The organism is Stenotrophomonas sp. YJH_SMC_57 (assembly GCF_059369755.1).
Window position 1 is genome coordinate 187,173 of sequence record NZ_JCAFSZ010000008.1, and the last position, 25,894, is coordinate 213,066.

Genomic DNA, 25,894 nt, shown 5'->3' on the forward strand with positions numbered 1-25,894 from the left:
CCAGCAAATGTGAGCCGGCCGGCGGCCGGCACTACAAGGACCCCGTACCAGATGAAAATCCTCGTCGCGTACAAGCGCGTGGTGGACTACAACGTCCGCATTCAGGTCAAGCCGGACGGTTCCGGCGTGGTCACCGACGGCGTCAAGCTGTCCCCCAATCCCTTCGATGAAATCGCCCTGGAAGAAGCCCTGCGCCTGCGCGACAAGGGCATCGCAAGCGAAGTCGTGGTTGCGACCATCGCACCGGGCGACGCCCAGGCGCACCTGCGCAACGGCCTGGCCATGGGCGCCAACCGTGCCATCCATGTGGTCACCGACCAGGCCATCCAGCCGCTGACCGCCGCCCGCACCCTGCTCAAGCTGATCGAGAAGGAACAGCCGGACCTGGTGATCCTGGGCAAGCAGGCGATCGACGACGACGCCAACCAGACCGGGCAGATGCTGGCCACGCTGTGGGGCCGTCCGCAGGCGACCTTCGCCAGCAAGCTGGACATCGCCGACGGCAAGGCCACGGTCACCCGCGAGGTCGATGCCGGCCTGGAAACGCTCGAAGTGGACCTGCCGGCGGTGGTCACCACCGACCTGCGCCTGAACGAACCGCGCTTCATCAAGCTGCCGGACATCATGAAGGCCAAGGCCAAGCCGCTGGAGACCCTGCAGCTGGCCGACCTCGGCGTTGAAGCCGCCGATACCTTCAAGACCACCCACTACGCCGCGCCGTCCAAGCGCAGCAAGGGTGTGATGGTCAAGGACGCAGCCGAACTGGTTGCCGCACTCAAGCAGAAGGGGCTGCTGTAATGAGCAAGATTCTCGTCATCGCCGAGCACCACGACGGCAAGCTCAATGCCGCCACCGCCAAGACCGTCAGCGCCGCCGCCGCCATCAGCGGTGCCAGCATCGACGTGCTGGTGCTGGCCGCCGATCCGGCCGCCGTCGCTGCGGAAGCGGCCAAGATCGCCGGCGTCGCCAAGGTCCTGACCGTGGCCAACGCCGCCAATGCACAGGCCATCGCCCAGGTGCTGGCACCGCAGATCGCGCAGCTGGCCACGGGCTACAGCCACGTGTTCGGCCCGTCGACCACCTTCGGCAAGGACCTGATGCCGTGCGTGGCCGCCCTGCTCGGCGTCAACCAGGTCTCCGACCTGATGAGCGTCGAAGGCAGCCACACCTTCAAGCGCCCGATCTACGCCGGCAACGCGATCATCACCGTCGAGGCCCCGGCCGACCAGATCGTGGTCGCCACCGTGCGCGCCGCTTCGTGGCCGGAAGCCGCCCAGGGCGGCAGTGCCGCCGTTGAAGCGGCCAGCGTCGATGCCGCGCTGCCGACCCATACCCGCTTCATCGGCCTGGCCGCCGGTGCCAGCGACCGCCCGGACCTGCAAAGCGCCAAGCGCGTGGTTTCCGGTGGACGCGGCGTCGGCTCGGAAGAGAACTTCAAGGTCATCTTCCAGCTGGCCGACAAGCTCGGCGCCGCCGTCGGTGCCTCGCGCGCCGCCGTCGATGCCGGCTATGTTCCCAGTGACCTGCAGGTCGGCCAGACCGGCAAGATCATCGCGCCGGAGCTGTACGTGGCCGTCGGCATCAGCGGTGCGATCCAGCACCTGACCGGCATCAAGGACGCCGGTACCATCGTCGCCATCAACAAGGACGGCGATGCGCCGATCTTCGAGATCGCGGATATCGGCCTGGTCGGGGATCTGTTTGCGATCCTGCCGGAACTGGAAGCAGCCCTTTAAGTTGGGCGAAGGCGGCTCCACCACTGCGCCCGCCCCGTCACGACGGGGCCGGGCACTGGGATGGTTGGCAGGCGTTGCCGTCGTGTACCTGGTGGCCTTGTGGTACCTGGATCGCGACAAGAATGTGCTTTCACGACTGAGCGACCTGGCCGCGCCTCTCATGTTGTGCGCAACTGCGCAGCTGGCCAGCTACGGGGTCCGTTACCAGCGCTGGCGCATGCTGCTGCACGCGCAGGGCCACTGCACGTTCGCATGGTGGCCAGGCCTGGCGGCCTATCTGGCTGGATTCGCCTTCACCGCTTCACCCGGCAAGGCCGGTGAGCTGCTCCGGATACGCTATTTTTCTCGATGGGGCGTACCGCCGCAGACCACGCTTGCGACGTTCATCCATGAGCGCGCATTGGATCTTCTGGTCATCACCCTGCTGGCGACCGGCGCTGCCGGCCTGGTGCCCCTGTTCGGCGTCCTGACCGCAGTGGTGCTGACCGTCATTCTGGGGTTGTGGCTGGCTGCGGGGTGCTCCGCACTCCAGCAGCTTGCACAGGGTGTGGTCGTGCGACTGCCCAGCCGGAGGCTACGCCAGCTATGCATGTTCCTGCTCGGCGGAATCCACGCACTGCGTCCCCTGCTTCGCCCCGGCCTGACCCTGAAAGCTGCGGTCCATGGCACCGCAGCATGGCTGCTGACTGCCGCTGCTTTCGCCTGGCTGTGCCACGCCCTGGGCATCACGCTCGCCTGGCAGCACGCTGTAGCCATCTACCCCCTGGCGATGCTGGTAGGCGCCCTGTCCTTCATCCCCGGTGGCGTGGGCACTACCGAAGCGGCGATCGTCGTGATGCTCACCCATACCGGTGCCGATCTGGACGTGGCACTGACGGCGGCGATCGGTATCCGGCTCGCCAGCCTCTGGCTGGCGATCCTGCTGGGAATGACCGCCATGGCTGGCCTGGAAGCGCGGCGACCGGATTGAAGCAGGCCCCCCTTCCTTCGCATGATCTTGCAACATGTATCCGTATACTGATTGGTCGAATCCCACGCGCGAGGCGCCCATCGCCATGTATTGCCCCGGCACGTTTGCAGGAGTTGCTTCGTCTTGAACGCTCAGAATCGCCGCGCGCTCTGTGTTGATCTGGACGGCACCCTGCTCCGTTCCGACATTCTGTATGAATCACTGCTTGCACTACTGGCGCGCAATCCGCTCTATGTGTTCCTGCTGCCGTTCTGGCTGCTGGGCGGAAAGGCCTCGGTCAAGCGCCAGCTGGCCCTGCGCGTTCAACTGCCCGCCGAGACACTGCCCTATGACGAAAGGGTGCTGGACATGCTGCGCAATACCACGCAGCGGCCACGCGTGCTTTGCACAGCCTCGGACCAGCTTCTGGTCCAACCCATCGCCGACTACCTGGGTCTGTTCGATGAGGTCATCGCCAGCGATGGCCATACCAACCTCTCCGGCCACAACAAGGGCAGGACTCTGGCGGCAAGGTTCGGCGAGCGCGGGTTCGATTACATGGGCAATGGCCGCGTCGACCTGCAGGTGTGGGCGCATGCCGGCGGCGCCATCGTGGTCAACAACGGTGCAGGGCTGGCCAACGCCGCAGCCAGGCACACCGAAGTACTGGCTCACCTGCCCTCGCAGAACGGTGGCCTGATCACGTGGATCAAGGCGCTTCGCATTTACCAGTGGCTGAAGAACCTGTTGGTGCTGGTCCCGTTGCTGACGGCGCACCGCTTCTTCGATCTCGATTCAATCATCGATGCAGGCGCGGCGTTCCTCGCCTTCAGCCTGTGTGCGTCCGGCGTGTACCTGCTCAACGATCTGCTCGACCTGACCCCGGATCGCATGCATCCACGCAAGCGCAAGCGGCCCTTCGCGGCCGGCAGGTTGCCACTGCTGCATGGCCTGCTGGTGGCTCCGCTGATCACCCTGGCGGGCTTCGCCCTCGCCCTGGCCTGCAGCCCGGCCTTCGCGGGCGTGCTGCTGTGCTACTACGTGATGACGCTGAGTTATTCGCTCAAACTCAAGCGCATTGTGATGATCGACGTCGTGCTGCTGGCTGCGCTCTACACCGTACGCATCATCGGTGGCGCGGTGGCCATCAACTCCGAACTGTCGTTCTGGCTGCTGGCGTTCTCGATGTTCGTGTTCCTCAGCCTGGCCATGCTCAAGCGCTATACCGAACTGGCGTCGGCGCTGGCCAGCGGCAAGGAAATGGCGATCGGCCGTGGCTACTCGGTCGCCGACCTGCCGCTGGTACAGTCGCTGGGGGCGGCCGCCGGTTACATCGGCGTGCTGGTGTTTGCTCTGTATATCAACAGCCCGGAAAGCCTGGCGCTATACGGCAACCCCAAGCTGCTGTGGCTGCTGTGCCCGATTCTGCTGTATTGGATCAGCCGCATGTGGATTGTCTCCCACCGTGGCGACATGCATGACGATCCAATCGTGTTCGCTGCCACGGACCGTGTCAGCCAGATCGTAATCGGGCTGTGCGTACTGATCGTGCTGATTGCAATATGAGTGCAGCGTCCGGCCAATCCTGGGGCCGCTACCCGCGCGTCGAGCAGCAGATCATTCCGGTGCTCGACCGCGCGTCGGTGCTGCCGTTGCCGCCGGGAGGCGGCACGGTGCTTCCGCATGGCAATGGCCGCAGCTATGGCGACAGCTGCCTCAATCCGGATGCCTCGCTGCTGATCAGCCGCGCACTGGACCGGTTCATCGGCTTCGATCCGGCCACCGGCATCGTGCGCTGCGAGGCCGGTGTGACCCTGGCCGACATCCTCGGCATCGCCCTGCCCCGCGGCTGGTTCCTGCCGGTCACGCCCGGTACCCGATATGCCACCGTTGGCGGGTCCATCGGCAACGACGTACACGGCAAGAACCACCATCGCGCAGGCACCTTTGGTCATCACGTGCGCTGCCTGGAGCTGCTGCGCAGCGACGGTTCACGCCAGCAGCTCACGCCTGCCGATGACAGCGGACTGTTCGCCGCAACGTTGGGGGGGCTCGGCCTGACCGGGTTCATTACCTGGGTTGAGCTGCAGCTGCGGCGTGTGCCAGGGCCCTGGATCGAAACCGAATCGATCCGCTTCGACAACCTGGATGCCTTTTTCGAGCTCTCACGCGAATCTGCCAGCGACTTTGAATACACCGTTGCCTGGATCGACTGCCTGGCCAGTGGAGCAAGACTCGGCCGCGGTCACTTCCTGCGTGGCGACCACGCACCAGGCGACGCACAGGCGGCCGCGCCCGGCTCGTCCCCTCGCCGCAGCATGCCCATCGTGCCGCCGGTGTCACTGGTCAATCAGCTCACCCTGCGTCCATTCAATACCCTGTACTACTGGCGCCAGCCAGCACGTCGCGCCCGCCACCTGTCGCACTACCAGAGCTATTTCTATCCTCTGGACGGCATCAATCACTGGAACCGCATGTATGGCCCACACGGCTTCCTGCAGCACCAGTGCGTCCTGCCGCCCGATGTCGCCCGCGACGCCACCGCCGCCCTGCTGGCGGAGATCGCGCGCAGCGGACGCGGCTCGTTCCTGGCGGTGCTGAAGGAATTCGGCGAACGCCCTTCGCCGGGGCTGCTGTCGTTCCCGCGACCCGGTACCACACTGGCCCTGGATTTCCCCAATGACGGACCGGATCTGCTGAAGATGCTCGACCGCTTGGACCGCATCGTCAGCGAGGCCGGCGGCGCGGTCTATCCGGCCAAGGACGCACGCATGTCCGGCGCACTGTTCCGCCAGGCCTACCCGGCCTGGGAAGCATTCTCCCGCTTCATCGACCCCCGATTCTCATCCGGCTTCTGGCGCCGGGTGATGGAGTAAGCATGCAGAAGATCCTGATCATCGGCGCCACCTCGGCCATCGCCGAATCCGTCGCGCGCCTGTACGCCACGCGTGCCGCAGCGCTCTACCTGGTGGGTCGCAGTGCCGGGAAGCTGGACGCCATCGCCGCCGACCTGCGCGTGCGTGGCGCCCAGCACGTGCATACCGGCGTGCTGGACGTGAACGACCTGTCCGCACACGGCACGCTGCTGGACGAGGCCTGGTCGGCGCTGGGCGGCGTGGATACGGTGCTCATCGCCCACGGCACGCTGCCTGACCAGGCAGCCTGTGATGCTTCGGTAGAGCTGTCGCTGCGCGAGTTCGCCACCAACGGCACCTCCACCATCGCTCTGGCAGCAGCCTTGGCCCAGCGCCTGCGGTCCGGCGCCACCCTGGCCGTCATTTCCTCGGTAGCCGGTGACCGCGGCCGCGCCAGCAACTACCTGTACGGCAGTGCCAAGGCGGCAGTCACTGCCTTCCTCAGCGGCCTGGGCCAGCGATTGCGTCCGGCCGGTGTCAACGTCCTGGTGATCAAGCCAGGTTTCGTCGATACCCCGATGACTGCAGCGTTCAAGAAGGGCGCGCTGTGGGCGACCCCGGACAAGGTGGCCGCCGGTATTCTCAAGGCCATCGGCAAGCGCCAGGCTGTCGCCTACCTGCCTGCCTTCTGGTGGGCGATCATGATGATCATCAAGAACATCCCCGAATTCGTCTTCCGCAGGATCAAGCTCTGACATGGCCGACAAGCACGCCAAGATCGTCATCACCGGAGCTGCCGGGCTGGTCGGGCAGAACCTGATCGTCGAACTCAAGCAGCAGGGCTATACCCAGCTGGTGGCCATTGACAAGCACGCGCACAACCTGGACATCCTGCAGAAACTGCACCCGGATGTCCGCGTGGTGCTGGCCGACCTGGCCGAGCCGGGTGCCTGGGCCAATGAGTTCAACGGCGCTGCCTGCGTGGTGCAGCTGCATGCACAGATCACCGGCAAGACCACCGACCTGTTCGTGCGCAACAACATCACAGCCACCAGCCATGTACTGAAGGCAACCCGGGATGCTGCCGTGCCCTACATGGTCCACATCAGTTCGTCGGTCGTGAATTCGGTGGCCAAGGATGACTACACCAACACCAAGCGCGAGCAGGAGGAGATGGTGGTCGCAAGCGGCCAACGCCACTGCGTGCTGCGCCCGACGCTGATGTTCGGCTGGTTCGACCCCAAGCACCTCGGTTGGCTGTCCCGCTTCATGGCACGTACGCCGGTATTCCCGATCCCCGGCGATGGGAAATTCATGCGACAGCCACTGTATGAACGTGATTTCTGCCGCTGCATCGCAAAATGCATCGGCACCGAGCCCAACGGAGAGGTGTTCGACATCGTCGGAGACACCCGGGTGGACTACGTGGATATCATCCGCACCATCAAGCGGGTGAAACAGCTGAACACCGTCATCGTGCACATCCCGATCGGATTTTTCGCCTTCCTGCTGAAAGTCTACAGCCTGTTCAGCAGCAAGCCGCCCTTCACTGCAGACCAGCTCAAGGCGCTGAGTGCGGGCGATGACTTCAAGGGCATCGACACGGAGGCCGTGTTCGGCGTCAAGCAGACACCGTTTGAAGAAGCCATCCGCGAAAGCTATACCGACCCGCGCTATTGCAAGATCGTTCTGCAGCGCTGATTCCCTGGAACTGAAGAAGACTTCTCACATGCGAAACTTTGCGATCATCGGCAGCGGCCCCATGGGCCTTATGGCAGCCATGGAACTGCTCAAGCAGGGGCATAAGGTCGACATCTACGAGCGCGATGATCGCATTGGCGGGATGTCGGCGGATTTCGATTTCGACGGCCTGCGCATCGAGCGCTACTACCACTTCATCTGCAAGACCGACTATCCCCTCTTCAAGCTGCTCGAACAGTTGAAGATGTCCGATCGCCTGCACTGGACGGATACCAAGATGGGTTACTACTACCAGGGCAAACTGCACAAGTGGGGCACGCCGTTTGCGCTGCTGGGGTTCCCGCACCTGGGGATCATCGACAAGATCCGCTACGCCCTGCATGTCATGCACACCAAGGGCATCCAGGACTGGACTGACCTGGACAGGGAGAATGCGCGCGATTGGATCACCCGCTGGATCGGCCCCAAGGCGTACAAGGTGATGTGGGAGAAGGCATTCGCGCTGAAGTTCTTCGAGTACCAGGACAAGCTGTCGGCTTCCTGGATCGGCACCCGCATCAAGCGCGTGGCGCTGTCCCGCCGCAACCTGTTCAATGAAAGCATGGGCTACCTGGAAGGCGGCTCGGCTGCACTGCTGCAGAAGATGGCCACCGAGGTCGAGCGCCTGGGCGGGCGCATCCTGCTGTCCCAGCCGATCGAGGAGGTGGTGTCGGTGAACGGCAAGGTGACCGGCATCCGCACCGCCGATGGCCATCAGGCGTATGACGCAGTGGTATCCACCGCTCCGATCCAGTATGTGCCGAAGATGGTCCCGGGGCTTCCGAAGGCCTTTGCTGATCAGGTGGGCGCGATCGAGAACATACCCGTCGCCTGCGTGATCCTGAAGCTGTCGAAGCCGGTCAGCGAGAACTTCTGGATGAACATCAGCGATGAACGTATCTCCATTCCCGGTCTTATCGAGTACAGCAATCTCAATCCGGGCAAGGGCCCCGGCGAACATATCGTGTATGCGCCGTACTACATGCCCAAGACGCACCCCAAGTGGCAATGGAGCAATCAACAGTTGATCGACGAAGTCGTCAGCTACCTGCCAATGATCAACCCTGCATTCAAGCCTGAGTGGATCCGGGCTACACATTGCCATCGCTATGAATTTGCCCAGACCATCTGCCCGCCAGGCTTCCAGGACATGCTGCCGCCGATGAAGTCGCCGGTCGAGGGCTTCTACATGGCCGATACGGCGTACTACTACCCGGAAGATCGATCGATCAACGAGAGCATCGATGTTGGCGCCAAGCTTGCCCACCTTGCGTCAGGCGTGAAGGCGTCGGCGTGATCACACGTCAGTTCCTGATGTTTCTTGTTGCCGGTGGTGTTGCCGCCGCCGTCAACTTTGGCTCGCGCATCATGCTCAGCGAATGGCTGCACTACGTGCCTGCCATCGTGATCGCCTACTGCCTGGGCATGGTCACAGCGTTTGTGCTCAACAGGGTGCTGGTGTTCCAGCAAGCCGCCAATGCACTGAAGCACCAGATCACCTGGTTCGTGATAGTCAACCTGGCCGCGGTGCTCCAGACCATTGCGATCAGCCTGCTCCTGGCCAGATGGCTTCTACCTGGCATCGGCGTGGATTTCCACAACGAGACCATTGCTCACGGCATCGGCGTTGCGATTCCGGTGGTGACCAGCTACTTCGGCCACAAATACCTTTCTTTTTCATCCTCCTCCGGCAAGCGCTAACGGAGCATGCAATTCATGCAGCGTCGGTGAAGAACTCATGGGGAAATGCTTGAACAGTCCATCCAGCTCCAGAAATGCGACGCTCGTCCTGTGCGCGCTCACCCTGGCGGCGGTATTCGTCGCACTCAGCTTCAGGTCGACCCAAGCGGTCGGCATCGATCTGTTCCATCCCGGCCTTTGGGGCGAGGATGGCAGCATCTTCGTCAATGAAGCCCGTGATGCCGGATTGGGCTTCCTGTTCAAGCCTTATGCCGGGTACATGCACCTGATACCGCGAGCCATCTCGTACCCCGCCTCATTCCTGCCGCTGGAGTATGTGCCGCTCGCTTTCCACCTTGCATGGATTGCTGCGTTCCTCACGACAATCTACATCCTGCAATCGCGACTGTCCTCCATTGGTGTACCCGCCGCGCTCTGTGTCTGGGCATTGGTGCTGGTAACGCTGCAACCGCAGGCCGGCGAGGTGTTCTTCACCCTGACCAACATCCAGTGGTTCACGGGGCTGGCGTTGATCACGTATCTGGCTTTCCCGATCACATCGCGCGTGAGCATCGGACAGCTGGCATTGCTGACCATTGCAGGCCTCACCGGGCCGTTCAGCGTGCTCGCACTGCCGGTGCTCGCGCTGCGGGCCGTTCTGTTCCGGGACCTGCTCACCAATCGCCGGGTCTACGTTACGGTCGCGATCTGTGCCGCCATTCAAATCGGCTTCATCGTGTTTTCTCCGCGACCGATTGCGTCCAACCCTTCCAGCTTCGATCCGGCGCACCTCCTCGCCGCCATGGTCAAGTTCGTCAGCTTCGGCGGCGTATATCCACTGGCGACCCTGTTTGCGTTCGTGTTCTGGGCGAGCCTGCCCTGGCGACGCATCTTCAATGCAACGGTGTCCCATGTCAGGAACCGGTCTGCACTGGATACCCATGCGGTGGCGCAGTTGACCGCCTTGATCCTGATCCTGACTGCGTTCGGGCTGATACTGGTCGGTTTCCTGCGCGATGATCCCGCCACGATGGGACCGGTGATCCTGCCGACGGGTGCTGCAGGAGGCAGTCGCTACTATCTCATTCCCTACAGCCTGTTGATCCTGGCTGCGGCAGTATCGAACCATCGGGATTACCCGCGCGCGATCGTCGCCCTGGCGGCCTTCTCGATCATCTGTGCCGCCAACCTTGTAAGGCCTGATCGCATCGACCACCAATGGCACGCTTACGCCCAACTCGCACGGGTGATGCCCGGTTCGACCATTCCCATCGCTCCCCGTACCGAGAGCATTCCCGGCTGGTCGGTAGACGCAAGCCAGGCCTATCAGCAGGGCGCCAAGCCAAAGGGCGAGGCCCTCATCCCGCTGACGGCCATGGAGGTCAGCAATGGCGAGGTCGCCAGTACCGACGGAAAGCTGGTCATCAGATCAACGTCCGACAGTCTTCTGCTCACACTGTCTGCCCGCCCCTGCCCCAGCAGCACCAGCATTGCACTGGAAGTCAAGGGTCGACGCGAGGCTGGCGGATGGATCCAGGTCCTTTGGGCCGCAGGTGAGGGGTTCAGTGATCGGGATGGCGTACTGCGGTTCTACCCTGCAGGAGACTTCACGGGCATGTTCGCCTTCGACCGCACGCTGGACCAGGACAAGGTCAGGATTCGCCCGGTATTCGCCCCTGGAAAGGCCGAGATCCATCAGGTCAGAATGATTTGTCTCTGATCTCCACATGGCTGCTGGCAGGAGCTGAACCGCCCGGGCCGCAGCGCGCCTTCGGCCGGAATCGCCGGGCCTGGGCCTGGGCCAGTTGACGTAGAATGTTAGGGATATACCAACTGAATCTACCAGCTCGCCAGCAGTCGTCCGTCTGACCGCTGGCCGAGCGCAGACATGGGATCGAAGGCAAAATGACGCGTCGCAAGAAGGTAATGATGGTTTTCGGCACCCGCCCGGAGGCCATCAAAATGGCTCCGCTGGTCGCCGCCCTGAAGAAGCGTCCGGACCTGGACACCATTGTTGCCGTGACTGCGCAGCACCGCCAGATGCTTGACCAGGTCCTGGAACTGTTTGAGATCACCCCGGATGAGGATCTCAACGTCATGCGGCCTGGCCAGACCCTGCCCGATCTGACCTCGCGTATCCTGCAGGACATGGGGAGGGTGATCGAAAAGCACGCCCCAGACATCGTGATGGTGCACGGCGATACGACGACGACCTTCGCTACGTCCTTGGCCGCCTTCTACCAGCGGACTGCCATTGGCCACGTCGAGGCCGGGCTGCGCACCGGCAACCTCTATTCGCCTTGGCCCGAGGAGGCCAATCGCAAGCTGACCGGCGTGCTGGCCAATCTGCATTTCTCGCCCACTCGGACATCTGCCGACAACCTGCTGGCAGAACAGGTGCCCGCCGCGAGCATCCACATCACCGGCAATACCGTGATCGACGCGCTGTTGACGGTTGTGGACAAGATCAGAGGCACGGCCAGCCTGGAGTCTGAGCTGGCCGCCCGCTTCCCGTTCCTTGATTCGTCCAAGCGCCTGATTCTGGTCACAGGCCATCGGCGCGAGAACTTCGGCGATGGCTTTGAGCAGATCTGCCACGCCCTGAAGAACGTTGCCTCGCGGGGCGATACCCAGGTGGTGTATCCGGTACACCTCAATCCCAACGTCCAGGAGCCCGTCAACCGCATTCTTCGGGATGCGCCTTCGGTACACCTGATTGAACCGCAGGAGTACCTGCCGTTCGTCTACCTGATGAGTCGCGCGCATATCATCGTCACGGACTCGGGCGGCATCCAGGAAGAAGCCCCTTCGCTTGGTAAACCCGTCCTGGTCATGCGCGACACCACGGAGCGTCCAGAAGCCGTGGCCGCCGGCACCGTGCGCCTGGTTGGCACCGACAGCACCCGTATTACGGCCGAGGTCTCGCGACTGCTCGATGACCCGGACGCTTACGAAACGATGAGCAAGGCCCATAACCCCTATGGTGACGGCAAGGCTTCGGAACGAATCGCGGCAATCGTCGCCAACAGCTGAATCCGCGCAATGAAAAGGCCAGCCCGGTAAAGGGCTGGCCTTTTCCTGATCAGCAACGGGATCGTTCTGCCGATGCTCCGTTGGCTTACTTGGCCTCCAGGGCCTTCAGCTTCTCGGCGGCCTGCGCGTTACCCGCATCTGCCGCCTTCTGGTACCACGAACGCGCCTCACCGGCGTTGGCAGGCACGCCCTTGCCTTCCTGGTAGATCTCGCCCAGCTTCAGGGCTGCATCGCCATTGCCGGCCTGACCCGCCTTGAGATACAGGTTCAGCGCCTCACCTTCGTTCTTCTCGATGCCTTCGCCCTCACCGTACATCGTCGCCAGCTTGTACGCGGCGTCAGCGTTTCCGGCGCCGGCCGATGCCAGCAGCAGGTTGACGGCCTCACCCGAGTTCTGCGCAACGCCCTTGCCCGCCTGGTAAAGCTTGGCCAGTTCGAACTTTGCCGCGGCGTTGCCCTCTGCTGATGCCTTCAGCAGCAGGTTGGCGGCATTCTCAGCGCTGCCCGGGGCATTGGATGCGATCAGGGCAAGGGCTTCCTGGTAGTTCTTGTCCGCTTCGCTGACCGGGGCAGGTGCAGTAGCGGCTGCACCTGCAGCGTCAGCGCCCTGCGATTCCGGAGCCGCCGCAGCGCCCTCCGGGGACGGCTTGGAGCAGCCAGCGACCACGGAAACCAGCAACAGCGAAGCAGCGGCAATAGTTACTTTCTTCATGACGGAGTACCGACTCGTTGGATTATTGGAGAGCGACGGGATGTTCTTTCAGCGCCGACAGCAGGCGCGCATACTTCATGTAGGCAGAATCCTTCTGCAGCGATGCAAGCTGCTTGCGATCAAAGCCTGGACGGACAGGATTACACCATACCTCGATCATTTTTTCCGTCAGATCGGACACGAAGCCGGCACGGGAAACCAGTCCATCTATTGAGCCCTGATAATCCAGGATATCAACCGCTGGCTCGACCAGATGCACACCGGGCAGGCCGTCGTACTCACCGGCAACTCCCACCCTCGGGAAGATCACAGGCAGATCACTGGCCAAGGCTTCGAGGAACGTCAACGGCCCACCTTCGAAGAAGCTGGCACCAACAAATGCATCTGCCATCGCATACAGCTCCCATGGCGCACTGGTCGGCTCAATGAGCAACACCCTTGATCCGAGCCCGGCCTGCTTCACCAGCGCCTGCAGCTCAGCATGCAGGCCCTTTTCGTAGACCGGGCCCACTACAACCAGCTTCGCATTGTCACAGCCGTGCACGGCGTGACTGAAAGCCCGGACAACATCAATGTGGTTCTTCTGATGATTGACTGCCGCCATATCAAGGAAGATGAAGTCATTGACTCCGATGTTGTGCTGGCGACGCAGCCGGCTGCGGACCGCCATGCGGTCGATGGAGGTGAAGCGGTCAACATCGATGCCGTTGTTGATCACGCTGCAGCGATCTGCCTCGACACCAATACGGCGCACCGAGTATTCCTTGACCGTCTCCGACACTGCAACGAACCGGGTAGTGAGCGCAGCCGCATCCTGGAAGCGCCGCAGCTCTTCGCCCGCCAGCCACATGTAGATGTTGTGGATGACCTGGACGACAGGCACATCCAGCTCACGGCAAACGTCGATCCCCTCGATCGAGTAGTGAGAGAGCAGCACTTTGGGCTTGAGCCTCTGCAGCACCTCGCGATAGGCCGACGCCGAGTACTCAATGGCAACCAGTTGCTGGCCGAGCCGGCGGGCGCGCTCAGCAGCGGGCCCCTGCGTTCCCAGCACCAGCAGGGTCAAGCGCATTCCGCAGCCACGGAGGAACTCGTTGAGTTCAACCACAACGTTTTCCAGGCCGCCGGCTTCAAAGTTGCCCACCTGCACCAGCACGTCCACCTCGGAGTGCTCCGGCACATCCTGGCCGATCGGCCTACCGGAATCGCCCAGCAGATAATCCGCCAGCGCCAGTGCTCCACGATCCCGCGCCGACTTGATCCGCTGGTAGACGCCGAAATTGAACTGAGCCATCTCGGAGATCCTGGCGCGGTCGGGAACGCGGCCGGCGTTGAACTCGTCAACCGGAATCGAGAGCATGCCCAGATCGGAGAAGTCACCGATCTGGTCCGAGTCGATGATGGGCACGATGCCGTTGGCAAGATATTCAACAATCTTGGTCGGGCACGCGACGTTGTTGACGACTGAATCCTCACGAAGGATGAAGCCAAAGTCGCACTTGCGATAGAAACGCATCAGTGCGTCGTGACTCATCGAGTCGAACACGACCTTGTTGTCCGGGTCGATATCCGCAGCGATCTCACTTGCGGTTTCCGGATCAGGGGAAAGGAAGTAGCTCGTGCAGTGCTCCTGTACAGCAATCATGCTGCGCAGGGTCTTCTCCGGCTGCTGCCACTTGTGCAGACCGCCGGCATAGACCGCAATCGGCTTCGCGTTGTTCTTCTCGCCGAGGAAGGGCACGAAGCTGGGGAACATCGGGAAATGCACGAATTCCGGAGACGGGTGATTCCGGTACTTTCCCTGCAGGTACTTCTGCATCACACCGGAAACGACCACCACCCGACCCGCGTGGGCAAACGCGTACTCTTCCAGACGCTCGTACTTGACCGCATTGAAATAGTCGTGATGCATCCGGAATTCTTCCGGAACCACGCCATGGATATCGACCACCGATTTAACGAACGGCAGCCGCAGCAGCCTGGAAACGCCCAGGCCACTCATCCGCAGCACGCTATGGAAATAGATCTTGCGGGAGCGGAGCACGAATGCCAGCACGGTTGCCCAGAGCACCGCCTTCTTCAGGCGGCTGCCGATCGGACGAATAACGATGACCCTGGGTTGCGGACGATCGATTACCGACGTACGGCCCACCAGGTCTGCGGTCTCGACATACAAGCGCCACTGGTCCGACACCAGCCGGTCCACCATCTGAATCCGCTGGAAGTAGCCGTCCTTCTCCCGCTCGGGATAGAAGTAGCCCCCGAAGAACACGGTGCCCCGGAAGTTCAGCAGCGTCTGCAGCCCTTTCCTGACTCCCCAGAGCAGCTTGCCAACTCCGGAGCGCTGGGCCCACTCCTGCTTCACCCATTCGGTACTGGCCGCGGCGGCCTGTGCGCCACCAGCCGCGCCCCCACGCAGCGAGGCATTGATGCTGAAGTTTGCATCCACCACAGACCAGATATGTTCCAGCAAACGTTCGCCACGGGTGACAAGTTCGGCGGGGTCAACGGCCGCATGGCCAGGTGACGACAGCCATTGCTTCACGTCAGCATTGAAGCCATTCCACTCAACGGCAAGAGGAGCGAACGCATCCGCACGTTCAATCGCCGTACGCACGCGCGTGGAACGCTTGGCGGAATGGAGGAATTCACCCTTCAGATTGACGAATTCGACGGCATGGTGGGCAACCAGCCTATCGACCGTGCCAAGGTGCAGCTGCAGCAGATGAACCTGATCCGCGCTGGCGTCATTGGCTTCGCGAACCACATGCCTGAAGTCCGCCAGGAAAGAGGCCAGCGGCTTCTCAGGTCGGCGTCGCCATGAAACCCCATGCTTCGATTCCAGATAACGCAGATTCTCCTTCGCGCGGCCTGCGAAATAGCTGTAGTCAAGCTTCCCGAATGATGCAGATCCAAAATGATGGATGTACACGTCGCGGGCAAGTGCAATGGCGTAGCCCTTCTCGCTCAGGCGCAGGCAGTAGTCGTCGTCCTCGAATCCACCGGGGAAGAATGTCTCATCGAGCAGGCCAACATCCTCAAGCGCTCCACGTTCAATGAAAACGCAGAAGAACGTGACGTCACATTCCTGTACGCAACCACGGAACTCCCTGTAACGCTGCTCCGCCTGGTCGGCTACCTGCTGGTACGCCTTGTCGAAGGCCTTTGCAGATGCGGCAACCTGCTGCAGGTCCAACGCATTGAGATCTGGAACGCATTGTTCGCTGTCGGCCCGATTGGTAACCGCGCTTACCACCGGATACCCATGCGCCAGCTGGCGGTCCATCCAGCCATTGGTGACGATGACATCGCTGTTCAGCAGACAGATCTGGCTGATCGTCGAGTCCTCGAGCAGCGCTTTGATCCCGACGTTGTTACCGCCACTGAACCCCAGATTCTTCTCGTTCTGAATGTAGGTCCACTGTCCGCTGGCGAACTCCGGAGCTGACGTGACGTACGCCTGGATCCTCTGGCGCTCTTCGGCGGAAGAGGCATTGTCGACAATGATCAACTTGTAGGTTGCATCATTCTTCGCCCTTGAAACACTCCGCAACGTAACAATCGCAGCGTCCGCAGCGTTGTACGTCACCATCACGATCCCTATCACTTCACTGCCCCTGATTCCATTGCGCTCATTACGGCACCACATCCATTTCTGTGAATTTGATCACACATACCGCCCCACTGGCTACCCGCCACCGAGAGAAGCATCATCGCTTCCGCAACTGCGTCTCAAGCATCGCGATAATCCTGTCGCGGGATGCAATTTCCGACTGCATCTCCCGGGCCAGATTCTGCGAGTGCGAATCGAGCTCAACGATCTTTCCAGCAAGCTCCTCGACCCGGCTGTGCTCCCTGATTACTTCACCAGCCAGTTCCTCGGCGCGGGCATTCTGGCGCATTATCTCGGCAGCCAGCTCGTCATTACGCTGGTTGCGCTCGATCACCTGCGAAGCGAGGGCATCGGCGTGGGCCTGGAGCCTCTGCATGCCCGCGTTCAGATCCATGGCCTCGAGCGTCTTGGCACTGTTACCGGAATGGACCGCTCTCAATTCAGCCTTGAGGTGATCAATCTGGCGCTCGAGGAATCCGCGGGACTCCCGCGCGAACGCGCCAGGACGTTCGGCAGCCGTTCCCACCACAGCCAGCATGTAGGCGGCACGCGCACTCTTGTCGAACAGCAAGGCCATTTCGGCGAGCCCGAAAGGCAGCGGCGCGTGCTCGGCACCTATGACGTTCAGCCATGCAGCCAGCCAACTGTTCTTCGGGCCACCTGTTGAAAGGCGCCGGACCAGACTGATGGATCGGTACAGCAGACCACGGACCTGATCGAATTCATTGCGCCCGGCATGGATCACCGCGCGCAGGAACAGCGCATCCAGCGTTTTGTTGCCGAGGATGGGGCTATAGGGAACGGGGTCAATTTCCGAGCAGACGGTGAGATAGTGCTCAGCCTCGGCCATATTGCTCTGGAGAAATTCCGAGAAGCCCCATGCATAGGCGATCGATACTCTCCAGCGACGCTGGTGAGGATTGGTCAACTTGCCTTCAAGATAGCGGTCAACCGCCCGCTTCAGCGCCTCGCGCTCATCACGCTTGCCACTTTCAATCTGCTCATAGACCAACCCGCACAGCGCGGCACCAGAATCAACGGACTGGGGCGGAGCGCTGGCGAACACCTTGCGACGGAAACGGGCAAGCAGGTTCGGATTGGTCGAACGCTGGCCAATAGCCACCATCGCCTTGACCAGCCACGGGTTGAGATAGTCACGCGCGAACGCAGACACATTGAAGCGCGACGAACTCGGTATCTCCCATGCGGTTTCCTTGAAAACCGCCCCACCCGGCTCGGTAGGATCCTTCATCCCGAGAAACACCACCCATTCGGCCTCTTCATATTCCGGCTTATTGACATCCACCTCGCGCCACGACCGGGGCGAGAAATGGCATTTCATCGCACCGCCAGCTACCTGGATGAAAGCCTTCTCCAGAAGGAACGTCGAAGAAACTTCAGCCCTCAGCTTGTCCCAGGTATAGACATGCAGATGGAAGGGATTCGGGTCACGCCCCGTCTCATCGGTCCAATCGTTGGGAGCGCAGAGCATGACCCTGCCGCCGGGTGCCAACACACGCTTCAGCTCGCGGAGATAGCGATCAGGATGGGGGACGTGTTCGATGGTTTCGAACGCTGCAATGAAATCAATGCTCGCATCAGCGATGCCGGTCAGCGATTCCGCATCTCCAACCGCATACTGGACCTTGCCTGGAAGCGCATAATGGGCACGAGCATACTCGATACCGAAATCGCTCAGATCCACACCAAGAACCGAACCGGCCAGCGTGGTTTCGAACAGCATGCGGGAGCCATAACCCAGGCCACAGGCGACGTCGAGCACGCGATCACCGGGCCGGATGTACTCGGCGGCGTATCGATACCGGACACAGTGCGCATCACTGCGCCGGCCCGTCTCGCGGAGCATATCGGTGTGCAGCAGGCGCTCTTCGTCCAGAACCTCGAGATTGAAGCTCTTCAGCGCATCATCGGGTACACGCTCGAAGGGCGCCACGAAGCACCCCTGGGCGACATTGAGCGATGCATATGGATTGACATCGTAGTAGGCCGCCGCTTTACGGTAACCGACAGTGATCACCCGTCGTTCCAGCGCCTCCCGCTCTCTCAGTGCGGCCTCAGCCTGCTCCTGGATATCGTGGATGACCAGAATGTAGCGGACGCGATCGGCATAAAGCTCTGGAAGGTTCGCAAGTACCTCATCCATTGCCCCCCGAAGATCGAGAACTACAGCATGTGGCACCTTCCCTTCGACAGGCTCATCGATCGCATCCAGCAGGTTCCCGCGCAGGGCTGCGGCGATTTCCTTTGCATCCCTACCGATGCAGAGGTAATAGCCAAATCCAAACGCATCGCGCACGTCATTGGAGAACCTGCCGATGTCAAAGGTACGCTCGGTCACCATGTAGCACTCATCCTCAGGTCGAAACTTCCGCCAAAATGGTAGGCCTTCTGGTCCAGGAACACCTGGAAAAATGCCGCTTCATCCTTCCAGTGAAGGATGGTCTGATCAGAGTAATCCGGCTGTCCTTCATGCGAAATGATGGCCTGGATCTCATAGAACCCTGGACCCAGCGGGCACACGAAGTCGAACAAGGCCGAGGCTTCTTCACCCTTGTCGAATTTCCGCTCCCAGAACACAGGCGCCTGACTCACCCCGGCCGCGACCTGCATGTCCTGGTTGAGTGTTCCCCACGAGTAGATCTTCAGGCCTTCGCGATTGCGGATCCGTAGCGATACGTTCAGGTTCTTGAGATCGACCTGCGCCTTGAACTGAATCTGGATCCTGACCTTCTCGCCCGGATAGAACACGGCACACGGCTCACCCGTTTCATCAAGGGTGACCACCCGCTGCACCAGTGCGTGCCCGGTTCCGGTCGACGTTTCATCGATCTCCGGAACCTCCAATGCGGTGACATCTTCGGTCACCGAGTCAGGTGCCACGGGCACATCCTCGGACGGCATGACGCTTGCCGGCAGCGCCACCTCGTTGCCGTCAGCCGAGGGGTCGATACCTTCAACCACGATATGCCGCTCCGCCAACGAGGCGAAGTACTTGGACTCTTCGTTGTTGATCAGGCGCCGGTACGCACGCAGCGTCTCCGAAGACGTGCCCATCGCAATGGCGCGCCCCTGGTGCAGAAGCAGCGAGCGCCGGGTAACCGTCCGCACTGTTTCCTGATCATGGGACACGAACAGGATGGTCACCCCATCATCGGCCAGCCGGTTGATACGGGCAAAGCAGCGCTTCTGGAACAGCGCATCACCTACCGCCAGAGCCTCATCGATGATGAGAATATCCGGATCGATCTGCACCTGCACTGCGAAGGCCAGGCGTACCAGCATGCCACTGGAGTAGGTTTTGATCGGCCGCTCGAGATGCTCACCGATATCGGCGAAAGCAGCAATTCCGTCGAAGCGCGCATCGATCTCCGCGCGCGACAGACCCAACAGCATGCCGTTGAGATAGACATTCTCGCGACCGGAGAATTCGGGATTGAACCCCGACCCCAGCTCGAGCAGCGCCGCAATGCGTCCACGCGTCTGCACCGAGCCCTGCGTAGGCGTCAGAACGCCGGTGATCAGCTGCAGAAGTGTGCTCTTGCCGCTACCGTTACGGCCAATGACGCCAAAGGCCTCACCGCGGGGCACTTCAAAACCGATGTCCCTGAGAGCCCAGAACTCGGAGAAATACTTGGGCGGCGTCCTTCCCAGTGCGCCATGGACGCGGTTGGCGAGCGCCTGCTTCATTCGCGTGGCGGGATTGGGATAGATCTGGTAGCACTTGCCCAGATCCTCGACTCGAATGGAAATATTGGTATCAGAGGACATCGGCAAACCCGGCTCGTGAACGCTGGAAGACCCAAAGTCCGAAAGATGCCACCACAACGGACACACCCAGGTAGATGAACCACTGTTTCCAGTCGATCATCACGCCGTGGTAAAGCAGTGCACGCACCTGCTCAACGGCAACACTGATGGGGTTGAGCATGATGGCCCCGCGGTACTTTTCGGGCAGGGCGGTGATGGGATAGAAAATGGGGGCAAGGAACATCAATGCAGCCAGAAGCCCCGTTACGATGTGGGTGATATCGCGAACGTAGGTGCCGAGGGCTGCAAGGCTCCAGCAGATCCCGAGGGTGAGAATGCCAAGCGGAATCAGCGGCAGAACCACCAGAGGTACAGTCGCGTGCAATCCGCCCTTGATGACGAGATAGAACACAACCCAGATCACAAATCCGATCAATGCATGGAACAGGGCACTGATCAGATTGATGATCGGCAGCAGCTCCAGAGGGAACACGATCTTCTTGACGTAGCTCTGATTGGTGAGGATCAGCGTTGGCGCCTTGGCCACGCATTCGGAAAAGAACGTGAACACCAGCAGGCCCGGGAACAGCACCAGGGAGAAATCGATGCTCGACTGCTGCGCGATACCCTGCCACTTCGAACGAAGTACTTCAGTGAAGAAGAAGGTGTACACGCCCAGCATGATCATGGGATTGAACAGCGCCCAAAGGACGCCCATGGTCGCGCCTCTATAGCGGATTTCGATCTCGCGCCGTGACAGGCCGACAATCAGATCGCGATTGTCAACCAGGGTCCGGCCGAGCTTCAGCAGAGACCCACTAAATTGTTGTGCCATCAAGCCAACTCCAAAGTTCCAATCAATTGCAGACAGGCATCGGTGCCTGGATGCAGCGCCCTGTCCAGGCGGGGCGCATGAAGCAAAGCGCATGCGCCCTCTCTGCGCCGGCAGTACTAGTGCGCTGCAACCAGTGCCCTTTCCAGATCCAGCTGCAGATCCCCCAGCTCTTCAACACCCACGCTCAACCGCACCAGCGCATCACTGATGCCCAGCTGTTCGCGGCGCGCCACCGGGATCGAGGCATGCGTCATCACCGCCGGGTGGTTGACCAGGCTCTCCACGCCGCCCAGCGACTCGGCCAGGGTGAACAGCTCGGTCTTCTCGCAGAAACGCTTGGCCGCCTCGAAACCGCCCTTGAGCACGATCGAGACGATACCGCCGTAGCCGGCCATCTGCTTGCCGGCGAGTTCGTGCTGCGGATGCGACGGCAGGCCCGGGTAGATCACCTTCTCCACCGCCGGGTGCTTCTCCAGCCACTGCGCCAGCGCCAGCGCGTTGGCACAGTGCGCCTTCATGCGCAGCGGCAGGGTTTTCAGGCCACGCAGGGCCAGGAAGCTGTCGAACGGACCCTGCACGCCCCCCACCGAGTTCTGCAGGAAGGCCATCTGCTCGGCCAGTTCGGCGTTGTCGCCCACCACGACCATGCCACCGACCATGTCCGAATGGCCATTGAGGTACTTGGTGGCCGAATGCAGGACCAGATCGGCACCCAGTTCCAGCGGACGCTGCAGCATCGGCGAAGCAAAGGTATTGTCCACCACCACGATCAGGCCATGGCGCTTGGCGATGGCGGCGACCGCGGCGATGTCGACGATCTTCAGCATCGGGTTGGTCGGGGTCTCGATCCAGACCATCTTCGTCTTCGACGTGATCGATGCCTCGAACGCAGCCAGATCGGTCAGGTCGACAAAGCTGAAATCCAGCCCGGCGGTGCGCCGACGCACGCGCTCGAACAGGCGGAAGCTGCCCCCGTAGATGTCATCCATCGCCACCACGTGGCTGCCGGCATCCAGCAGCTCGATCACGGTGGAGCTGGCCGCCATGCCCGAGGCGAAGGCGAAGCCGCGGGTGCCGCCTTCCAGCGACGCCACGCAACGCTCGTAGGCGAATCGGGTCGGGTTGTGGGTACGCGAGTACTCGAAGCCCTGGTGCTCGCCCGGGCTGGACTGGGCATAGGTCGAGGTGGCGTAGATCGGCGGCATTACCGCGCCGGTGCTCGGGTCCGGCGACTGGCCGCCGTGGATGGCCAGGGTGGCCAAGGCCAGTGCCCGGTCGGGCGAAGAAGGGTGGGACATGTCGTTTCCTGAATGGCGCCGACCTGCGGCGCCGTCAAAGGATCGGGAGTCTACCAGCGAGGCCTTAACGACCTTTGACGCAGATAAACCGGAATTCAGTGGCGATCTGTGACGATCTACAGGGATCTTCGGCTTACTGCACGCGACGGCGCAGATAGTTCAGCAGGTCGATGCGGGTGATCAGGCCCAGGAAGCTGTTTCCGTCCATCACGATCGCCACCTGGCCACGGTCGAACACCGGCAGCAGGGCCTCGATCGGCGACTTCACGTCCAACCGGTCCAGCTTGCTGACCATCGCGGTGGCGACGGTGTCGCGGAAGCGCGCTTCATCGCCATAGACGTGCAGCAGCACGTCGCTTTCGTCGACGATGCCGACCAGCTGATCGCCGTCCATCACCGGCAGCTGGGAGACGTCGTACAGCTTCATGCGCTGGTAGGCGGTGGTCAGCAGGTCGTTCGGGCCGATCACCACGGTGTCGCGCTGGCCGTAGGGGCGCAGGATCAGGTCACGCAGGTCGCCGTGCTGCGGGCGCTGCAGGAAGCCGTTGTCCAGCATCCAGTAGTCGTTGTACATCTTGGACAGGTACTTGTTGCCGGTGTCCGGCACCAGCACCAGCACCTTCTTCGGCGTGGTCTGCTCGCGGCAGTACTTCAGGCCGGCGGCCAGCAGGGTGCCGGTGGACGAGCCACCCAGGATGCCTTCCTTGCCCAGCAGCTCGCGCGCGGTGTGGAAGCTCTCGGCGTCGCTGATGGCATAGGCCTTGGTGACACGACTGAAATCGGAGATCGACGGCAGGAAGTCCTCGCCGATGCCTTCGACCAGCCAGCTGCCCGACTTGTCGTTGAGGTTGCCCTCATTGATGTACTCGGCCAGGATCGAGCCGACCGGATCGGCCAGCACCAGTTCGGTCTTCGGCGACAGCTTGGCGAACGCGCGCGACAGGCCGGTCATGGTGCCGGAGCTGCCGCAGCCGAACACGATGGCGTCCAGATCGCCGCCCATCTGCTCGAGGATCTCGGGGCCGGTGCCGAATTCGTGCGCGGCCGGGTTGTCCGGGTTGCCGAACTGGTTGATGAAGTAGGCGCCCGGGGTCTGCTCGGCGATGGTCTTGGCCAGGTCCTGGTAGTACTCGGGGTGGCCCTTGGCCACGTCCGAGCGGGTCAGGCGCACTTCGGCGCCCATCGCCTTCAGGTTGAAGATCTTCTCGCGGCTCATCTTGTCGGGAACGACCAGGATCAGCTTGTAGCCCTTCTGCTGGGCGACCAGCGCCAGGCCCAGGCCGGTGTTGCCGGCGGTGCCCTCGACCAGGGTCGCGCCCGGCTTCAGATCTCCCCGCTGTTCCGCTGCCTCGATCATCGACAGGCCGATGCGATCCTTGATCGATCCGCCCGGGTTGGCGCTCTCGAGCTTCAGATAGAGCTCGCAGACGCCGGTGTCCAGGCGCTGGGCCTTGACGATCGGGGTCTGGCCGATGAGTTCGAGGACGGAAGAATGGATGGGCATTCGGGGGCTGTCGGTTCGCGCCGCACGGGGCAGGACCGATGATTATCCGCCGGATGGCGTTGAATGTCAGGTCGGAATCGGCCTATCCGGACGCCCCCCCCCGAAAGAGATGCGGGCGGCCCCGGATCGACGAGGAGACCGGTACCGCCCGCATCGGTGAGTTGTGCCTGCAGGCCAAGGCACCACCGCCTGTGGTGCCTTGGCGCGGCCGCCTCATCGGCGGTGCCGCGATGCCGGGGCAGGAGCGCCCGGCGGGGCCATCACTGGCCGGGTCACGCCGTTCCAGGCGCGACGGAGTGCGTCAAAGCGTGGGGGACGTCATCGGGAGCGGTGTTTCGTACATTCGCAGAAGTCGTTGCTTGGCCAGCAGCTTCTCGCGCTTCATGCGACCCAGGGTGACATCATCGATCGGGAGTACGCCCAACTCCGCGTCCATGCACTTCTTGTTCAACTTGCGGTGCTGGTCATGGAGTGCCCTGAACTCCGGATCACGCGCGCGACGTGCGTCGATCTCGCTCTGGGGCTGATCTTCAAACATGATGGACCTCCTTCGACAGATACACGAACGCCCCGGCCGCAAGGCACGGGGCGTTGTTCATGGAGGAGTGCCGGTCGATGGCCACCTGGACGCCTGCAACGACCTGCGGCACTGGCCTGCGCACGTCGATCTGCTGCGGTTCGCGCCCTGCTTGCATCGGCCCGGCCCTCCCATCGTCCGGTCCGCGGCATTGCGTCCCGGACGATTGACCCTACGCCTGCTCCGGGCGGGGTTCAAGCCCCTGCGTCAAAAAGACCGAACCCCGCCGGGGCGGGGTTCAGGCTGAATGCTCATCGCAACGAAAAACAAACAATATCAATCAATTACGGGGCGATGATGACTTCGGCCGAGCGCGCCCGGGTGGAGGCTGCCTTCTTGCCGCTGACCTGGATCCGGTTGCTGGCAACACCGGCCGCGACCAGGGCGTCACGCAGCGCTTCGGCCCGCTTCTGACCCACGCCATTGGCGCTGTCGTAGGCCTCGATGCGCAGGCGGCCCTTCTTGCCGATGTTCAGGTACTCGGCCAGTGCCTTGGCCTGGTTGCGGGCGCCGCCGGACAGGCTGGAGGCACCTGCCGCGAACGCATCACCATTGAAGGTGAAGACCTCGCCGCGGCCATCGAACTTCGAGCCCGGCAGTTTCTGTCCGGACACCAGCTCGGCTTCCTCGCGGGCCAGCTTGGCGGCGTTCTGCTGGGCGGCGCTGAGGCGCTGCTGCTGCTTGCCGGCCACGCTGGTCAGGGCGTTCTCGGCGTCCTGACGGGCCAGGGTCTCGGCCTCGGCCGCCTGGCGCAGGCGCTCGGCCTCCTCGGCCTGCATCTGCGCCTGCATGCGCAGCTGCTCCGCTTCCTGGCGGGCGCGGGCCGCATCGCGGCGGCTGGCCTCGATCAGCAGATCGCTGCGGGTACGTTCCAGGCGGTCGACCTCACGCGCGGCCATCGCGGTACGCACGGCGGTCTCGGCGATCTCCACCCGGCGCTCGGCCAGATAGGTGGCCAGTTCCTGGTCGCGGCGCTTGGCCTTGTCCAGGGTGGCGATCGCCTGCTGGGCCTGCATGCGCTCGAAGGCGCCCAGCTCAGCGGTGTCGGGATTGGCCTGGATGGCCATCAGGCGCTGGCTCAGCTGCGCCACCATCGGGTTGTCGGCGGCCACGGCCAGGGTCGGCAGCGCCAGCAGCGCGGCCAGGGTTGCGGCGGTCATCGGCTTCACCGGCGGTCCTCCCCGGTCGACAGCTGGCGTTGCAGCTGGTTGACCTCGTTGCGGCGCAGCTGCAGCTGTGCGGTGACGGTGGCTTCCTCGCTGCGGACGCGGGCCAGGTCGGCGTCGGCGGCGGCACGCAGGGCCATCGCCGGGGCGTTCTTGCGCTCGCGGCGGTCGCCGGCGGCACGCTGGGCCTGCTCCAGTCCCTGGCGGGCCAGCCCGATCAGGTCCGGGGCGTATTGGTCCGCATCGGCCTGGGTGGCCTTGTCCACCGCCTGCCGGGCCTGCGCCAGTTCCAGCGCGGCGTCCTGCGCCCAGGCGGGGGCAGACAGTGCGAATGCAAACGCCATCACATACAGGCCATGGCGCATTCGTGCGAAGCTAAGTCGTTTCATTGGGGAGGCCGTACCGGTTGTCGGTTCACGGCCATTGTC

21 protein-coding genes are annotated in these 25,894 nt (G+C 62.4%); 11 read left to right on the forward strand and 10 right to left on the reverse strand.

Going from position 1 to position 25,894, the window contains the following annotated elements; genetic code table 11:
• Positions 1 to 51 precede the first annotated feature (51 nt).
• The 11 genes from AC5P7U_RS12755 (at position 52) to wecB (ending at position 11,993) form a co-directional block, all read left to right on the forward strand.
• Positions 52 to 798: an electron transfer flavoprotein subunit beta/FixA family protein gene (locus AC5P7U_RS12755; RefSeq protein ID WP_049458171.1), complete on the forward strand. Its 747-nt coding sequence runs from the start codon at positions 52 to 54 to the stop codon at positions 796 to 798.
• On the forward strand, positions 798 to 1,736 hold the full coding sequence (locus tag AC5P7U_RS12760) for an electron transfer flavoprotein subunit alpha/FixB family protein (protein WP_004154100.1): 939 nt from the start codon (positions 798 to 800) through the stop codon (positions 1,734 to 1,736). The genes AC5P7U_RS12755 and AC5P7U_RS12760 overlap by 1 nt, the downstream gene beginning before the upstream one ends.
• 1 nt (position 1,737) lies before the next feature.
• On the forward strand, positions 1,738 to 2,706 hold the full coding sequence (locus tag AC5P7U_RS12765; RefSeq protein ID WP_495221176.1) for a lysylphosphatidylglycerol synthase transmembrane domain-containing protein: 969 nt from the start codon (positions 1,738 to 1,740) through the stop codon (positions 2,704 to 2,706).
• Positions 2,707 to 2,829: 123 nt separating this feature from the next.
• Positions 2,830 to 4,251, forward strand: coding sequence for a UbiA family prenyltransferase (locus tag AC5P7U_RS12770; protein WP_004154098.1), 1,422 nt, complete (start codon positions 2,830 to 2,832; stop codon positions 4,249 to 4,251).
• On the forward strand, positions 4,248 to 5,561 hold the full coding sequence (locus AC5P7U_RS12775; RefSeq protein WP_197563771.1) for an FAD-binding oxidoreductase: 1,314 nt from the start codon (positions 4,248 to 4,250) through the stop codon (positions 5,559 to 5,561). Before AC5P7U_RS12770 ends, AC5P7U_RS12775 begins: the two co-directional genes overlap by 4 nt.
• 2 nt (positions 5,562 to 5,563) lie before the next feature.
• Positions 5,564 to 6,295 (forward strand): SDR family oxidoreductase, encoded by a 732-nt coding sequence (locus AC5P7U_RS12780; protein ID WP_004154095.1) that lies wholly within the window; start codon positions 5,564 to 5,566, stop codon positions 6,293 to 6,295.
• A gap of 1 nt (position 6,296) precedes the next feature.
• A complete protein-coding gene (locus AC5P7U_RS12785; protein ID WP_004154094.1) occupies positions 6,297 to 7,241 on the forward strand; it encodes an NAD-dependent epimerase/dehydratase family protein in 945 nt (314 codons plus the stop codon).
• 28 nt (positions 7,242 to 7,269) lie between these two features.
• Complete coding sequence (locus tag AC5P7U_RS12790; RefSeq protein ID WP_197563775.1) at positions 7,270 to 8,577, forward strand: NAD(P)/FAD-dependent oxidoreductase; 1,308 nt, start codon at positions 7,270 to 7,272, stop codon at positions 8,575 to 8,577.
• On the forward strand, positions 8,574 to 8,981 hold the full coding sequence (locus AC5P7U_RS12795; RefSeq protein WP_004154092.1) for a GtrA family protein: 408 nt from the start codon (positions 8,574 to 8,576) through the stop codon (positions 8,979 to 8,981). Before AC5P7U_RS12790 ends, AC5P7U_RS12795 begins: the two co-directional genes overlap by 4 nt.
• A gap of 49 nt (positions 8,982 to 9,030) precedes the next feature.
• Positions 9,031 to 10,680 (forward strand): hypothetical protein, encoded by a 1,650-nt coding sequence (locus tag AC5P7U_RS12800; RefSeq protein WP_197563772.1) that lies wholly within the window; start codon positions 9,031 to 9,033, stop codon positions 10,678 to 10,680.
• Between the two features lie 185 nt (positions 10,681 to 10,865).
• Positions 10,866 to 11,993: a non-hydrolyzing UDP-N-acetylglucosamine 2-epimerase gene (wecB, locus tag AC5P7U_RS12805; RefSeq protein WP_312560062.1), complete on the forward strand. Its 1,128-nt coding sequence runs from the start codon at positions 10,866 to 10,868 to the stop codon at positions 11,991 to 11,993.
• A gap of 85 nt (positions 11,994 to 12,078) precedes the next feature.
• Here the strand turns inward: wecB and AC5P7U_RS12810 are convergent, their stop codons facing one another.
• The 10 genes from AC5P7U_RS12810 to AC5P7U_RS12855 all read right to left on the reverse strand — a co-directional run bounded on the left by AC5P7U_RS12810 (position 12,079) and on the right by AC5P7U_RS12855 (position 25,831).
• The gene (locus AC5P7U_RS12810; RefSeq protein ID WP_004154087.1) at positions 12,079 to 12,705 is read right to left on the reverse strand and encodes a tetratricopeptide repeat protein; all 627 of its coding nucleotides are present in this window, start codon (positions 12,703 to 12,705) and stop codon (positions 12,079 to 12,081) included.
• Between the two features lie 22 nt (positions 12,706 to 12,727).
• On the reverse strand, positions 12,728 to 16,294 hold the full coding sequence (locus AC5P7U_RS12815) for a glycosyltransferase (RefSeq protein WP_414555081.1): 3,567 nt from the start codon (positions 16,292 to 16,294) through the stop codon (positions 12,728 to 12,730).
• A gap of 121 nt (positions 16,295 to 16,415) precedes the next feature.
• On the reverse strand, positions 16,416 to 18,680 hold the full coding sequence (locus AC5P7U_RS12820) for a class I SAM-dependent methyltransferase (protein ID WP_197563774.1): 2,265 nt from the start codon (positions 18,678 to 18,680) through the stop codon (positions 16,416 to 16,418).
• Positions 18,674 to 20,107, reverse strand: a complete 1,434-nt coding sequence (locus AC5P7U_RS12825; protein WP_004154082.1) for an ABC transporter ATP-binding protein — start codon at positions 20,105 to 20,107, stop codon at positions 18,674 to 18,676. Before AC5P7U_RS12825 ends, AC5P7U_RS12820 begins: the two co-directional genes overlap by 7 nt.
• On the reverse strand, positions 20,097 to 20,921 hold the full coding sequence (locus AC5P7U_RS12830) for an ABC transporter permease (RefSeq protein WP_004154081.1): 825 nt from the start codon (positions 20,919 to 20,921) through the stop codon (positions 20,097 to 20,099). Before AC5P7U_RS12830 ends, AC5P7U_RS12825 begins: the two co-directional genes overlap by 11 nt.
• A 116-nt stretch (positions 20,922 to 21,037) precedes the next feature.
• On the reverse strand, positions 21,038 to 22,219 hold the full coding sequence (locus AC5P7U_RS12835; protein ID WP_004154079.1) for a cystathionine gamma-synthase: 1,182 nt from the start codon (positions 22,217 to 22,219) through the stop codon (positions 21,038 to 21,040).
• A gap of 133 nt (positions 22,220 to 22,352) precedes the next feature.
• Positions 22,353 to 23,723 (reverse strand): pyridoxal-phosphate dependent enzyme, encoded by a 1,371-nt coding sequence (locus tag AC5P7U_RS12840; protein ID WP_004154078.1) that lies wholly within the window; start codon positions 23,721 to 23,723, stop codon positions 22,353 to 22,355.
• 301 nt (positions 23,724 to 24,024) lie between these two features.
• Positions 24,025 to 24,261 (reverse strand): HP1242/YdcH family protein, encoded by a 237-nt coding sequence (locus AC5P7U_RS12845; protein ID WP_004154075.1) that lies wholly within the window; start codon positions 24,259 to 24,261, stop codon positions 24,025 to 24,027.
• A 323-nt stretch (positions 24,262 to 24,584) separates the two neighbouring features.
• Complete coding sequence (locus tag AC5P7U_RS12850; RefSeq protein WP_133933728.1) at positions 24,585 to 25,469, reverse strand: OmpA family protein; 885 nt, start codon at positions 25,467 to 25,469, stop codon at positions 24,585 to 24,587.
• Positions 25,466 to 25,831, reverse strand: a complete 366-nt coding sequence (locus tag AC5P7U_RS12855) for a DUF4398 domain-containing protein (RefSeq protein ID WP_005415160.1) — start codon at positions 25,829 to 25,831, stop codon at positions 25,466 to 25,468. The genes AC5P7U_RS12850 and AC5P7U_RS12855 overlap by 4 nt, the downstream gene beginning before the upstream one ends.
• Between the last annotated feature and the right edge of the window lie 63 nt (positions 25,832 to 25,894).